This is a genomic window from Streptomyces sp. 15-116A (assembly GCF_025290915.1).
Classification (GTDB): domain Bacteria; phylum Actinomycetota; class Actinomycetes; order Streptomycetales; family Streptomycetaceae; genus Streptomyces.
Genome location: NZ_JAOCQE010000180.1, coordinates 1 through 12,977 on the forward strand (window position 1 = coordinate 1; position 12,977 = coordinate 12,977).

A 12,977-nucleotide genomic window follows, 5' to 3' on the forward strand; every position below is an offset into this window, starting at 1 on the left:
CTGCTGCGCCGGTCGCGGCCCGAGGAGGCCCAGCAGTTCCTGGAGCTGGGGCAGGCACTGCGCGCGGCCTACGCCACGCTGGACCCCAGCGGGCTGAAGGAACTGTCGGCCCAGCGCCGGCGCATCGTCTCCGAACTCTCCCGGCAGGCCGCGCTGCTCGCCCGCGAGGCCGGGCAGCCGCTGTCGGACGCCGTTCAGCGGGATGTCGAGGAGACCCTGCGCGCCGTGCTCGCCGACCCTGATGCCGCGGACCGGTGGGCCGAGGGCCGGCTGGAAAGCGCGCTCACCCCGCCCGCCGAGTTCCCCGGTATGCCCGCGAGCGGCGCCGGAGCGGCCCCGCGTACGGCACGACGGGAGCCCGCCCGGCCCGCTTCCGCACAGACGCCATCGGCACCGGCCCGCAAGAAAAGCGAGAAGAAGGACGAGCTGGCCGAGCGGCGCAGGCAACGGCAGGAGCAGGCCCGCGCGGCGGCAGAAGCCGCCGAGGCCGCCGAGGAGCGCCTGCGCGAACGGCGCCGGGAGCGGACGGAGGCACAGGCGTCCGTCGAGCGGGCGCGTGAGCGACGCGGCGAGGCCGAGCGGCGGGTCGCGGAGATCGAGCGGGAACTCGCGGCAGCGCGCGAGGAGTTGGAGCGGGCCGAGCACGAACAGCGCGAGGCCGAGCAGCGGAACCGTACCGCCGCCGACGCCCTCACCCGCGCCGAACGGGAGGCGAAGCAAGCCGAACGGGAGGCGAAACGCCTTGTCACGCGGGTGAGATGAACGAACGTACGCCGTCGCTCCGCACAACCACCTCGCCCCTCCCCCGAATTGCCCCTCCCATTGGCATGGACCTGATGACCCGGAGGCGCTACGCTCTGCCCCACTCGGATTGAGAGCGCTCTCAGATCACGGTTGTTCCACCCCCACCTCGCTGGAACGACGAAGGGCATCTTCCATGAGACGCACCGGACTCACACACGCCTGCGTGGCAGCCCTCCTCCTCATCGGCAGCTGGGCCGCGGCCGGCACCCTGCCGGCATCCGCGAACGACGCGGCCGACACCCCGACCCCCTCCTCCCCCACCGTCTCCACCGGCCTCCTCGACGCCATGCAGCGCGACCTCGGCCTCACCCGCACCGAGGCCGAGGCACGCCTCACGGCCGAACGCCGGGCCACCGCACTCGCCCCCGAGGCCCGCAAGGCCGCCGGATCCGCCTACGGCGGCGACTGGTTCGACACGAAGAGCGGGAAACTGACCGTCGCCGTCACCGAGGACGCCGACGCCTCGACGGTCCGCGCCCTGCGCTCGTCCGGCGCCGCCGTGCGCACCGTGGAGCACAGCGCGCACCGGCTCGACGCGACCAAGGCGCGCATCGACCGCCTCGACGCGCCCCCGGGCGTGAGCAGTTGGTCCGTCGATCCCGCCGCCAACACGGTGGTCGTGAACGTCGTCCGCGGTGAGCGCTCCGACAACGATGTCCGCCGGTTCGTAGCCGCGGCCCGCGAGGCCGGCCCGGTCACGGTGCGCACCGTACAGGCGCCGGCGCGGACCTTCGCGGCGGGCACCGTGGGCGGCGACCCGTACTACACCGGCAACGTCCGCTGCTCCATCGGCTTCTCGGTGCACGGCGGCTTCGTCACCGCCGGGCACTGCGGAGGCACCGGCGCCGGGGTGAGGGGCTGGGACGGCTCCTACATCGGCAACTTCCAGGGCTCCTCGTTCCCGGGCAACGACTACGCGTGGGTCAACGTGGGCAGCGGCTGGTGGACAGTTCCGGTGGTGCTCGGCTGGGGCACCGTCCCGGACCAGCTGGTGCGCGGGTCGGCCGAGGCCCCGGTCGGCGCCTCGATCTGCCGCTCGGGTTCGACGACCCGCTGGCACTGCGGGACCGTGCTGGCCAAGAACGAGACGGTGAACTACAGCCAGGGCGCGGTGCACCAGATGACGAAGACGAGCGTGTGCGCCGAACCGGGCGACTCGGGCGGCTCGTTCATCAGCGGCGACCAGGCCCAGGGCGTCACCTCCGGCGGCTGGGGCAACTGCTCCGGCGGCGGCGAGACCTGGTTCCAGCCGGTCAACGAGATCCTCGGCCGCTACGGGCTGACCCTGCACACCGCCTGACCGCACCCACCCGAACACCCCCGACCACGAGCGGGCTCCGCCGGATCACCGGCGGGGCCCGCTCTTCGTGTGCCCGCACGCCCCGGTACTTCACTCCCGGAATAGTTACCGTGCCGTAACTTACGCGGGTGTTACCGGCGGTAAGTGAGCGGTGCTAGTTTCCGGTTCACCTTCCTGAGCAGAGCGAGGAGTGAGCCGTGAGCCGTATCAGCACCGTGCTGACCACCGTCGTCGCCACGACCGCCTGTGTCTGCGCCGCCGCCCCGACCGCCGCCGCGAGCGACCCGGTGGTGTCCCGGGGCGTGACCATCCCGGCCTTCTACACCCCGCCCGCCGAACTCCCGTCCGGCAACGGCGTACTGGTCCGGCACGAACCGCTGCCGCTGGGCCTGAGCCTGCCCGGACTCGACGGCCGGCCCATGCCCGGCACCGCCACGCGCCTGATGTACACCTCCACCGCCTCGACCGGCGAGCGGGTCGCCGTGACCGGTGCCTACATCGAGCCCTCGGCACGATGGAAGGGAGACGGTCCCCGCCCGCTGGTGGTCGTGGGCTCGGGCACGATGGGGCAGGGCGACCAGTGCGCGCCCTCGTTCGCGTTGCAGTACCCGCTGACCCTCAACGGGCAGACCGTGTCGATCGCGTACGAGGATCTGGCGATCTACCGCATCCTCGCCACCGGTGCGGCCGTCGTCGTCACGGACTACGTGGGGCTCGGCGCGACCGACCGGGTGCACACCTACGTCAACCGCGTCGACCAGGGGCACGCCATGCTGGACGCGGCCAGAGCGGCCCGCTCGGTGCCGGGCGCGTCCGTCACGGCGGACTCTCGGGTGGGCCTCTACGGCTACAGCCAGGGCGGTGGCGCCAGCGCCTCCGCGGCCGAGCTGCACGGCACCTACGCCCCCGAGATCGACCTCGTCGGCACCTACAGCGGCGCGCCGCCCGCCGATCTGACCGAGGTGATGAAGGGCATCGACGGCAGCGCGCTCGCGGCCGCTCTGGGCTGGTCGATCAACGGCTTCGTCCAGGCCGAGCCCGATATGCGCGAGGTCGTGAACGAGCACGTCAACGCCACGGGGCTCGCCGCGCTGAAGGACATCTCCACGACCTGCGTGGGCGACGCGATCTTCGGTTACGGCTTCACCAAGAGCACCAAGTGGACCAAGAGCGGCAAGTCCGTCGCCGAGGTCATCGCGGGCGAGCCCCGCGCCCAGGCGGTCCTCGACAAGCAGCGCCTCGGCACGCTGAAGCCGACGGGTCCGGTCCGGCTGGCCACCGGTGTCCAGGACGACATCGTCCCGCACGCCCAGTCCCGGCAGCTCGCGGTGGACTGGTGCACGAAGGGTGCGGATGTCACGTACAAGGCGGTGAGGCTGCCGAACCTCGGCGACAAGATCCTCACCAATCATCTGGCCCCGCTGATCACCGACCAGGGCGACGCCATCGCCTGGCTGACCGACCGGCTCCGGGGCGAGCCGACCGGCTCCAACTGCGGCACGATGCCGTACCAGCGCTGAGCCGCTCCGACGGCATACGGGGAAGCCCCGCTCCCGGAGGATTCCGGGAGCGGGGCTTCCCGGGGACGGAAGCATCCCCCGGGATGTGAGCCGCCCCGTCAGTCCCGCAGCGCGGCGGCGAGCGGCGCGGTCGCGGGAGCCTCGGTCCGGGAGCCCGCGAAATTGCCTTCGACCTCCGCCCGCTCCGCCGCGTCCGGGTACGCGTTGGTGCAGCCGGTGCCGGCGCTGGAGCCGGACATCAGGCTGGAGCAGGGGCCGGGCTTGCGGTCGGGCAGGCCCAGGATGTGGCCGAGTTCGTGGGCCGAGATGCGGACCGTGTGGTAGCCCTGGTTCACGGCCTGGCGGCCTATGTAGACGGTGCCGCTGCCCAGGCCGGACGGTACGGCGCGGGGCCAGCCGTTGTCGGCGAGCACGCGTATGTTCGCGCGTTGCCCGGACGCCGCCGGGCGCAGTTCGACCGCGTCGACGCTCTCGTTCCAGATGGCGGCGCCGCGGTCGACGGCGGACCGGAACTCCGCGGCGCCGCTCGCGTCGTAGGTGAGCACCCGGGCGGCGGGGGCGGCCTGCCGCACCGTCCCGGGTTCCGCGGCCAGGGCCTGGCCGCTCAGCAGAGGCAGGGACATCATCGCGACCGCGGCCACGCCGCAGGTCACTGTTCTGATCCGCATGGTCGACCTCCTTGTGGGGGAAGGGCAGTCGTGCTCATGCCACTCGCTGCGTCCTTGCCCGTACGGCGGGACCGGCAATCCGTCATTCCGGCCCGCACCGATTCAGAAGCGGCACCGCTGAATCTCATGGGAGGGATCGGTTGGACTTCCTGATCATGTGGGGGCAGTGTGGGCAAGGGTCACACACGATCCCACGGGACACCCCGAACCGCACCACCCGGAGACCGAACACGATGAACCACGTCGCCCACCCCGAGCGCTACGACGGCACCATGCGCTTCCGCCGCACCGGGCGCTCGGGACTCGACCTGCCCCTGCTGTCCCTCGGCTACTGGCACAACTTCGGCGACGACCGGCCCTTCGAGACCCAGCGCGAGATCGCTCTGCGCGCCTTCGACCTGGGCATCACGCACCACGACCTGGCGAACAACTACGGCCCGCCCTACGGCGCCGCCGAGATCAATTTCGGCCGCCTGATGAAGCAGGACCTCGCCCCCTACCGCGACGAGCTAGTGATCTCCACCAAGGCCGGCTGGGACATGTGGCCGGGGCCCTACGGCCAGGGCGGAGGCTCCCGCAAGTACGTGCTCGCCTCGCTGGACCAGTCCCTGAAGCGGATGGGCCTGGAGTACGTCGACATCTTCTACTCGCACCGCCTCGACGCCACCACTCCGCTCGAGGAGACCATGGGCGCGCTCGACACGGCGGTCCGCCAGGGCAAGGCGCTGTACGTCGGCATCTCCTCCTACGACGCCGAGCGCACACGGGAGGCCGCCGCGATCCTGCGGGACCTCGGGACACCGCTGCTGATCCACCAGCCGTCGTACAGCATGCTGAACCGCTGGATCGAGACGGAGGGCCTGCTGGACGTGGCGCAGGAGGAGGGCTTCGGCGTCATCGGGTTCACCGCGCTGGCCCAGGGCCTGCTGACCGGCCGCTATCTGGACGGCGTCCCGGGGGACTCGCGGGCGGCGCAGGGCAAGTCGTTCGACCCGGCGTGGCTGACGGACGACATGCGGCAGCGGCTGCGCGCCCTGAACGACATCGCGGCCCGGCGCGGGCAGAGCCTCGCGCAGATGGCGCTGGCCTGGGCCCTGCGCGACCCCCGGGTCACCTCGCTGGTGATCGGCGCCTCCCGCACCGAGCAGCTGGAGCAGAACGTGGCCGCGCTGGAGAACCTGGACTTCACCGCCGAGGAGCTGGCCGAGATCGACACGTACGCCACCGAGGGCGGCGTCGACCTGTGGCGCGAGGCCCGTCTGGGCACCCTGGGCTGACCGGGCGGGTGTGCCTCGCCGGGGACGGGGAACACGGACCGCCCGATGCAGACGTTCCTGCCGTACCCCGGCTTCGCCGAGTCGGCGCTGGTCCTCGACCGGCGCCGGCTCGGCAAGCAGCGCGTCGAGGCGCTGCAGGTGCTGCGCGGTCTGATCGTGCCCGGATACGGATGGCGCAGGCATCCGGCGGTGCGGATGTGGACCGGCTACGAGGAGGCGCTGGTCCGCTACGGGCTGGAGGTCTGCCGGGTGTGGCGCGAGCGGGGGCACCAGGACAGCTGCGCGGCCACCCTGGTCGCCGACCTCGCCGCCGCCCGGCCCGGCACCCGGGTGCGCGACCAGCGGGAGCTGGCGCGGGCGGGCGAGCTGCCGCCCTGGCTCGGGGACGAGTCCTTCCACCGCAGCCACCGTTCGGCGCTGCTCCGCAAGGACCCCGACGCCTACGCGGAGCACTTCCCGGGCGAGCCGGACGACCTGCCGTACGTCTGGCCGGCCTCGGACCGAGATCCCGAGGCGGTGGCCTGAGCCGGACGACGGCACGCCGGGGCGCTCCGTGACGGAACACCCCGGCGTGCCGGCTGGTCAGCGTGCGGACAGGTAGTCCTCGACGCCCGGTGCGGTGTGGGCGTCCTCGGCGTTCACCACGGCGCCGACCGCCTTCGCGTCGGGCTTGAGGACGTACGTCTCGACGCTGGCCGGACGGTCGACGTCCGAGAAGTCCTGCGGGGTGCCGAGTCCGGTGTCGGCGTTCTTCTGCGAGCGGTGCGCCTTCACCACGTCCTCGCGGCTCAGGCCGCCCTCCTCGCAGGCCTTCTTCAGGTCGGCGCCCATGAGCTGCGCGGCGTTGTAGCCGGACAGCACGCCGGAGTCGACCGGCGAGTCCGGGTACTTCTTCTGGTACGCCTTCACCATCTGCTGCACGCCCGGCAGGTCGGAGCTGACCGCGGGCGCGGCGCTCACGATGTGCAGCATGGCCGCCAGCGCCGGCGCGGCCGGCGTCTTCATCAGCTGGGGTGCGAAGCCCGGGGCGCTGCTGACCACGGGGACCTTCAGGCCGCGGGAGGCGGCGACGCCGACCAGGGAGGCCGTCTGGGCGGGTCCGGCGCTGATCAGGATGGCCTTGACGCCCTCCTTGCGCAGCGCGGAGACCTGCGCGGACAGGTCGGTGTCGGTGGCCTGGATCTTCTGGTCCACCACCTTCAGGCCGGCCTTCTTCGCCGCCCAGGTGGAGCCTTCCAGCGCGTTGGCGCCGTAGTCGCCCTCGAAGTAGACGTGGCCGATCTTGTCGCCCTTCTTCAGGCCCTTGGTGCGGGTGAGGAAGTCGACGGCGGCGATCATGTCGACGTCGTAGGTGGTGCCGATCACCTGGACGGCGTCCTTGCCGAGCAGGGAGGCGGCCCAGGCCTGCGGGAAGGTGAGCATCTTGTCGCGCTCGATGTCGTCGAGCAGCGCGGCGACCACCGGGGAGCCGATGACCTGCGGCATGGCGACGACGTCCTGGGAGATGTCGGCATAGGCGGTGACGGCCTTCTGCACGTCGTAGCCGTGGTCCTTGACGACGATCTCGATCTTCCGGTCGCAGATGCCGCCCTTGGCGTTGGTCTCGTCGGCCCACATCTGCTGGGCCTGCACGATGGACTTGCCGAGGGTGGCGTAGGGGCCGGTGAGGTCGGTGAGGGCGCCCAGCTTGATGGTCTTGGCGCTGACGCCGGGTCCGGTGCGGACACCGTCGGCGGCGTCGCCGCCCTTGTCGCCGCCGTTGTCGGCCTTGGAGCTGCATCCGGAGACCGCGAGCAGCAGGGCGAGGGCGCCGGCGAGGACGGTACCGGAGGTGCGGCGCCGGGTGCGGGGCCTGTGGGTCGTGTTCACGCGGTGTGCTCCTTGGTCGGTGCGGCTGCTGCCGGTTGCGAGGGTGAGGGTGAGGGGGGTGCGGGGGCCCGGTCGGGGGCGGGGGGCCTGGGGCGCCGGAGGCGTGCGCGGATCCGGCGGGCCAGTCCGTGCAGCCCGTCGGGTGCGTACAGCAGGACGAGGACGATCGCGGCGCCGTACAGGTAGCGGGCGGCCTCGGTGGGGCCGACGGAGCCCTCGCCCGAGCCGGGGGCGGTCACCAGCGGCAGCTGGTCGGCGTAACGGGTCATCAGCAGCGGGAGCGCGGTGACGAAGACGGCGCCCGCGGTGGCTCCGGCGACCGAGCCGAGGCCGCCGATGACGATCATGGCGAGGTAGTCGATGGACAGGGCGAGCGAGAAGTAGTCGGGCACGACCCGGCGGAAGGCCAGCGCCAGCAGCACTCCCCCGAGGCCGGCGTACATGGAGGACACCACGAAGGCCGCCGAGCGATGGCGGGCGACGTCCACGCCCATGACGGCCGCCGCGGTCTCGCTGTCGCGCAGCGCGGACAGCGCCCGGCCGGGGCGTCCGCGCAGCAGGCCGCCGGCGGTGAACCAGGTGAACGCGAACAGCGCGAGACCCAGGAACCACAGGCGTTCCTCGGCGCCGAACGGCACGCCGAGCACGACGAGTTCGGAGCCCGAGGAGTCGAAGCTGAACCCGCCGACCTCCAGCGGCGGCACCGAGCGGCCGTTGAAGCCGCCGGTGACCGAGTCCCAGGTGAGCAGCACATGGTGGCCGAGGAACACCAGGGCGAGGGTGGCGATGCCCAGGTACATGCCCTTCACCCGGCCGGCGACGGGGCTGAACAGGCCGCCCGCCGCGCCGGCGAGCAGCACCGCGCAGACGGCGGCCAGGACCGGGGGCAGTCCGGGGCCGGGCTCGCCGGCCAGGTAGGAGTAGCCGTAGGCGCCGATGGCGAGGAAGAAGGCGTGGCCGAGGGAGAGTTGACCCGCGGTGCCGCTGAGCAGGGACAGTCCGACGGCGCCGATGGCCGCGGCCATGGAGAACAGGCCGATGCGCAGCCAGAAGGCGTCCAGGTAGAAGGGCGGCAGGCACAGCAGCAGGGCGATCAGCAGGATCCGGGCGGGGCGGCCCCTGACGAGGCCGAGGAGACGGTCAGACACGAGCCGCTCCCTTCCCGCCGAACAGCCCGGTGGGCCGGACCAGGAGCACCAGCAGCATCACCGCGTACGGGGCGACCTCGCCGAAGCCGTCGCCGAGGACGTGCAGGTCGGACTCGTAGCCGACCACCAGCGCCTCGGTGAGGCCGATGAGGAGGCTGCCCGCGAGGGCGCCGACCGGGGAGGCGAGGCCGCCGAGGATCGCGGCCGGGAAGGCGTGCAGCGCGATCTGTCCGGTGGTGCGCTCCAGGCCGGGCGCCGGGAACGCGGCGAGGAACACCGCGGCGAGCGCGGCCAGCGCACCGGCCAGGCACCAGGCGAGGGCGCGCACCCGGCGCAGCCGTACGCCCATCAGGGCCGCCGCCTCCAGGTCCTCGGCCGCCGCCCGCAGGGACAGTCCCCACGAGGTGAACCGGAACAGGGCGAACACGGCGCCGATGACCACGGTGGACACCACGATCGCGGCGAGCCGGCTGTCGGCGACGGTGACCGGGCCGAGCTCGGTGACCGAGTCGCCCCACGGGTCGCCCAGCGTCAGCAGGTCGCCGCCGATACGGCGGGCCAGATCGGTGAAGATCAGGATGTCGATGCCGATGGTGGCGATGGTCTGGATGTGTGCCGCCTGCGCGTCCTGTCCCGCGCGTTGCAGCAGGAACCGGTCGAGCGCGCCGGCGAGTGCGGCGGTGGTCAGGACGGCCACCGCGAGGGCGCCGGCGAAGCCGAGGTCGTCGTGCAGGACGGCGATGAGGTAGCCGCCGAGCAGCAGGATGGAGCCGTGGGCGAAGTTGAGGACGCCCGAGGCCTTGAACATCACGACGAAGCCGAGGGCGACCAGCGCGTAGACCGCGCCGAGCGCGAGTCCGTTGAGGACGTTGTCCAGGAACCCGGTCATGCCGCGTCCTCCCCTTGTGTTCCGGTGCCGAGGTAGGCACGCAGCACCTCGGGGTCCTGGCGGACCTCGTCGGGTGTGCCCTGGGCGATGGTCCTGCCGAAGTCGAGGACGGTGACGTCGTCGGCGAGCCGCATGACCAGGCCCATGTCGTGCTCCACCAGCAGGATGGTCAGGCCGAGTTCGGCGCGCAGTTCGCCGATCACCTCGGCGGTGCGGGCGCGTTCGGCGGCGTTCATGCCGGCGACCGGCTCGTCCAGGAGCAGCACGCTCGGCTCCAGGCAGAGGGCGCGGGCGAGTTCCACCCGCTTGCGGTCGCCGTACGACAGCAGTCCGACGGGGCTGTCGAAGTGGTGGCCGAGGCCGGTGAGTTCGGCGATCTCACGGGCCCGCTCCAGGTGCGCGCGCTGTTCGCGCACGGCGCCCGGCAGGCGCAGGGCGCTCGCGGCGAAGCCGGCGCGGGACTTGACGTGGCGGCCGAGCATCAGGTTGTCGGCGACCGTGCCGTGGGTGGTGACGATGTTCTGGAAGGTGCGGGCCACGCCGAGCGCGGCGATACGGTGCGGGGCGAGCCGCGTCAGTTCCTGCTCGCCGAGCGTCACCGTGCCGGAGGCCGGACGCGTCAGGCCCGACAGCACGTTGAAGCAGGTCGACTTGCCGGCGCCGTTGGGTCCGATGATCGCGTGCAGCGAGCCGGGGACGACGGTGAAGGAGACGGCGTCGAGGGCGGTGAGGCCGGCGAAACGCACCGTGACGTCGCGGACGTCGAGCACGGGCGGCGCGGCCTTGGCGCGGTCGTTCACGCCGCCCCCTGGTCCTCGGCCGTCTCGCCCAGGTAGAGGCGGCGTACGGCGTCGGTGCGGGCGAGTTCGTCGGCGGGTCCTGACAGGCGGGTCTCGCCGACCTCCAGGACGTGCGCGTGGTCGGCGAGGGAGAGCGCCATGCCGGCGTTCTGCTCGACGAGGAGGACGGCGGTGCCCTGGGCGTTGATCTCGCGGATCACCTCGGCGATCCGGTACACCATCTGCGGCGCGAGGCCGAGCGAGGGCTCGTCGAGGAGCAGCAGCCGGGGCGCGGCCATCAGGGCCCGTCCGATGGCGAGCATCTGCTGCTCGCCGCCCGAGAGGAGGCCGGCCGCCTGGTGGGTGCGTTCGGCGAGCCGGGGGAACAGCGCGAACACCCGGTCCCGCGCCTCCTGGACCTGGGCGCGTCCGCGCCGGCCGAGCCCGAGCCCGCCGCTGCGGAGGTTCTCGTCGACGCTGAGTCCGGCGAACACCCGCCGGCCCTCGGGGACCTGGACGACTCCGGCGCGCACCGCGGCGACGGGGTCCTTCCCGTCGAGCACCGTGTCGCCGTAGCGGATACGGCCGGCCGTGATGGCGCCGTGGTGCAGGCGCAGTGTCCCGGACACGGCCCGCAGCAGGGTGGTCTTGCCGGCCCCGTTGGCGCCGAGCAGGGTCACGACGGATCCGGGCGGCACGGTCAGGGACACGGAACGAAGGGCGGACACGGCGCGCCCGTAGGTGACGTCGACGTTCTCGACGTGCAGGGCGGGCAGATCGTCCGGTGGTGCTTCGGGCATCACGGCTCCTCGGGGCCGTACCGCTCGGCGGCACGACTTCGGGGGAAGTTCGGTTCAAGGGCAGCTCACGACAGCACGCGCACCACCGGCCGGTACACCCGAGCGCTCCCGCTCGCTGCGCTCGACCAACGCGGACGGGCGGGCGTTGTGCGCCTGCCCAGGCAGGGGGGACGCGTGGTTCCGCACGCCCCCGGCTTCTGGGCGCTCCGGGGCGACGTGGTCCGGGCACGCGTACGGGCCCGCCGCGTCCGGAACCAGGCTCAGGACGCGGCGGGCCGCTTCGGGTATGCGCCGGTCAGGGGCGCAGGAGGCCGCGGGCGGTCAGCGCGAGGCTGACCTCGACGAGGTCGGAGGGGCGGGACAGGGAGCGGCCCGTCAGCTGCTCGTAACGGCGCAGGCGGTTGAGGACCGTGTTGCGGTGGCAGTACAGGCGGCGGCTGGCCCGCTGGGCGGATCCGTCGCAGGCCAGCCAGGTGGCGAGGGTGTCGAGCAGCACCTCCGCGTCGGCCGGTTCCAGGTGGGCCAGCGGGCCGAGCAGCCGGTCGGCGAGGGCCGTGCCGAGGTCCGGGGCGGAGACCACCAGCGCGGCGGGCAGGTGGTCGGTCAGGTGGATCACCCCGCCCGCCTCCGGGCACAGGGTCAGCGCGGTGTCCGCCAGGCGGCGTGCCTCACCGACCGCGGCGAGGCCCTCGACGGCGCTGCTGACGCCCACCCGCACACCGGCCGTCTGCTCCTGCGGCAGCAGCGGATCGACGCCGTCCTCGGCGAGGACGATGCCGTAGTCGGCGTCCACGCCCGCGTGCCAGTGCACGCGCACACCCGGGGCGGGCACCACTTGGGCACCGGGACAACCGGCGAGCCGGCCACCGGCGACCGCCACGACCACGTACCGGCCCTGCTCGGGCAGCCCGAGGGCCTGGGCCGCCTCGGGCAGGTCGGCGATCCGGCTCGTGCCGTCCAGCAGTGCCCCCGCGAGCAGTCGCACCCTGTTCTCCCGCCGCCAGGCCAGTTGCCGTTCGGTCTGGCGGTAGGCGTCCGCCAGGAGTGTGCAGTGGTCGTCCACGAAGTCCCACACGTCGGAGGCCACGTGCACCAGGAGCCGTACGTCCTCCGGCGCCGTCCGGGACGTCTCCTCGACCAGGCCCTGCCACACCAGCGAGCCGCCCAGCCGGAAGGCGTGCAGCAGCGCGTCCAGGGGCATGCCCTGCTCGGCGCGGGTGGCGCCGATCTTCCAGGTGCAGCGGCGCGCCGCGTCCCGGGCGCCGCGCGGATCCAGCAGCGAGGAGATGCTGTGCCGCAGCGAGCGGTGCACCTCCTGCCAGATGCCGGTGGCGTCGTTCTCCACCGCGGCCCGGTAGGCGGGCTCCTGCTCCTGCAGCGCGGCGACCAGCCGGTCGGAGAGCTGGGGCAGGTCGTCCAGCAGGGCCCGGGCGGCACTGTGCAGGACCCGCAGCGCGTCGGCGTCGATGAGCGACCGCACGCGTGGTGCCCGGCGCGGTGGCGCGGGCACGGGTCCGGAGCGAAGCAGGGTCCGTGGCCGTACGGCGTGTTGCATCGCGCATCTCCCCCAGGTTCGGCTTCCCGGCGGCGCCCGCGGCGCTCCGCCGTCCGGCCCCCCTGGCCGGCCGCGGAGCCCGTGGGCCGGTCGCCACCTGACTCGTCCTGCCCCGAAGGATGGCATACCGTCCGGTCGGTCCCTAGAGCTGTGCACCGGTCTTTTCCGCCTGCTCGACCAACCGGGCCAGCTCGACCCGGGAACGCACCCCCAGAGCGGCGAAGATCTTCCGCAGGTGGTAGTCCACCGTGCGGGTGCTCACGGACAGGCTCAGGGCCACCTCCCGGTTGGTCGCGCCCTCGGCCACGTACCGGGCGATACGCAGCTGCTGCGGGGTCAGCCGGTCCAGGTCCGCGGTGCCGCCGCGG

Annotated in this window: 13 protein-coding genes; 5 read left to right on the top strand and 8 right to left on the bottom strand. The window is 73.0% G+C overall.

Annotated elements, in window-relative coordinates; translation table 11 throughout:
* The 3 genes from N4P33_RS24285 to N4P33_RS24295 all read left to right on the top strand — a co-directional run.
* A partial coding sequence (locus N4P33_RS24285; protein WP_260828847.1) for a hypothetical protein occupies positions 1-762 on the top strand: 762 nt, incomplete at its 5' end.
* 175 nt (positions 763-937) lie between these two features.
* A complete protein-coding gene (locus N4P33_RS24290; protein ID WP_260828848.1) occupies positions 938-2,104 on the top strand; it encodes a S1 family peptidase in 1,167 nt (388 codons plus the stop codon).
* Positions 2,105-2,301: 197 nt separating this feature from the next.
* Positions 2,302-3,624 carry a lipase family protein gene (locus tag N4P33_RS24295; protein ID WP_260828849.1) on the top strand — a complete coding sequence of 441 codons (1,323 nt, stop codon included), beginning with the start codon at positions 2,302-2,304 and terminating at the stop codon, positions 3,622-3,624.
* Positions 3,625-3,722: 98 nt separating this feature from the next.
* Here N4P33_RS24295 and N4P33_RS24300 read toward each other — a convergent pair whose 3' ends face one another.
* Entirely contained in the window at positions 3,723-4,292 is a 570-nt protein-coding gene (locus N4P33_RS24300; protein WP_260828850.1) for a snapalysin family zinc-dependent metalloprotease, read from the bottom strand.
* A 233-nt stretch (positions 4,293-4,525) separates the two neighbouring features.
* Between N4P33_RS24300 and mgrA the strand changes: the two genes are divergently transcribed.
* The gene (gene mgrA, locus N4P33_RS24305) at positions 4,526-5,569 is read left to right on the top strand and encodes an L-glyceraldehyde 3-phosphate reductase (RefSeq protein ID WP_260828851.1); all 1,044 of its coding nucleotides are present in this window, start codon (positions 4,526-4,528) and stop codon (positions 5,567-5,569) included.
* A 45-nt stretch (positions 5,570-5,614) separates the two neighbouring features.
* On the top strand, positions 5,615-6,094 hold the full coding sequence (locus N4P33_RS24310; protein WP_260828852.1) for an MSMEG_6728 family protein: 480 nt from the start codon (positions 5,615-5,617) through the stop codon (positions 6,092-6,094).
* A gap of 57 nt (positions 6,095-6,151) precedes the next feature.
* Here N4P33_RS24310 and N4P33_RS24315 read toward each other — a convergent pair whose 3' ends face one another.
* The 7 genes from N4P33_RS24315 to N4P33_RS24345 form a co-directional block, all read right to left on the bottom strand.
* Positions 6,152-7,438 carry an ABC transporter substrate-binding protein gene (locus N4P33_RS24315; RefSeq protein ID WP_260828853.1) on the bottom strand — a complete coding sequence of 429 codons (1,287 nt, stop codon included), beginning with the start codon at positions 7,436-7,438 and terminating at the stop codon, positions 6,152-6,154.
* Entirely contained in the window at positions 7,435-8,586 is a 1,152-nt protein-coding gene (locus N4P33_RS24320) for a branched-chain amino acid ABC transporter permease (RefSeq protein ID WP_260828854.1), read from the bottom strand. Before N4P33_RS24320 ends, N4P33_RS24315 begins: the two co-directional genes overlap by 4 nt.
* Positions 8,579-9,475, bottom strand: coding sequence for a branched-chain amino acid ABC transporter permease (locus tag N4P33_RS24325; RefSeq protein ID WP_260828855.1), 897 nt, complete (start codon positions 9,473-9,475; stop codon positions 8,579-8,581). Before N4P33_RS24325 ends, N4P33_RS24320 begins: the two co-directional genes overlap by 8 nt.
* On the bottom strand, positions 9,472-10,275 hold the full coding sequence (locus N4P33_RS24330; RefSeq protein WP_260828856.1) for an ABC transporter ATP-binding protein: 804 nt from the start codon (positions 10,273-10,275) through the stop codon (positions 9,472-9,474). The genes N4P33_RS24325 and N4P33_RS24330 overlap by 4 nt, the downstream gene beginning before the upstream one ends.
* Positions 10,272-11,054 (bottom strand): ABC transporter ATP-binding protein, encoded by a 783-nt coding sequence (locus N4P33_RS24335; RefSeq protein WP_260828857.1) that lies wholly within the window; start codon positions 11,052-11,054, stop codon positions 10,272-10,274. Before N4P33_RS24335 ends, N4P33_RS24330 begins: the two co-directional genes overlap by 4 nt.
* A gap of 295 nt (positions 11,055-11,349) precedes the next feature.
* A complete protein-coding gene (locus N4P33_RS24340) occupies positions 11,350-12,609 on the bottom strand; it encodes a CdaR family transcriptional regulator (protein ID WP_260828858.1) in 1,260 nt (419 codons plus the stop codon).
* Positions 12,610-12,751: 142 nt separating this feature from the next.
* On the bottom strand, positions 12,752-12,977 hold a 226-nt coding region (locus tag N4P33_RS24345), incomplete at its 5' end, for a helix-turn-helix transcriptional regulator (RefSeq protein WP_260828859.1).

Coding starts and splice junctions, on each gene's coding strand:
- N4P33_RS24290 (WP_260828848.1), top strand. CDS start 938: ATGAGACGCACCGGACTCACACACGCCTGCGTGGCAGCCCTCCTCCTC.
- N4P33_RS24300 (WP_260828850.1), bottom strand. CDS start 4,292: ATGCGGATCAGAACAGTGACCTGCGGCGTGGCCGCGGTCGCGATGATG.
- mgrA (WP_260828851.1), top strand. CDS start 4,526: ATGAACCACGTCGCCCACCCCGAGCGCTACGACGGCACCATGCGCTTC.
- N4P33_RS24310 (WP_260828852.1), top strand. CDS start 5,615: ATGCAGACGTTCCTGCCGTACCCCGGCTTCGCCGAGTCGGCGCTGGTC.
- N4P33_RS24325 (WP_260828855.1), bottom strand. CDS start 9,475: ATGACCGGGTTCCTGGACAACGTCCTCAACGGACTCGCGCTCGGCGCG.
- N4P33_RS24335 (WP_260828857.1), bottom strand. CDS start 11,054: ATGCCCGAAGCACCACCGGACGATCTGCCCGCCCTGCACGTCGAGAAC.
- N4P33_RS24340 (WP_260828858.1), bottom strand. CDS start 12,609: ATGCAACACGCCGTACGGCCACGGACCCTGCTTCGCTCCGGACCCGTG.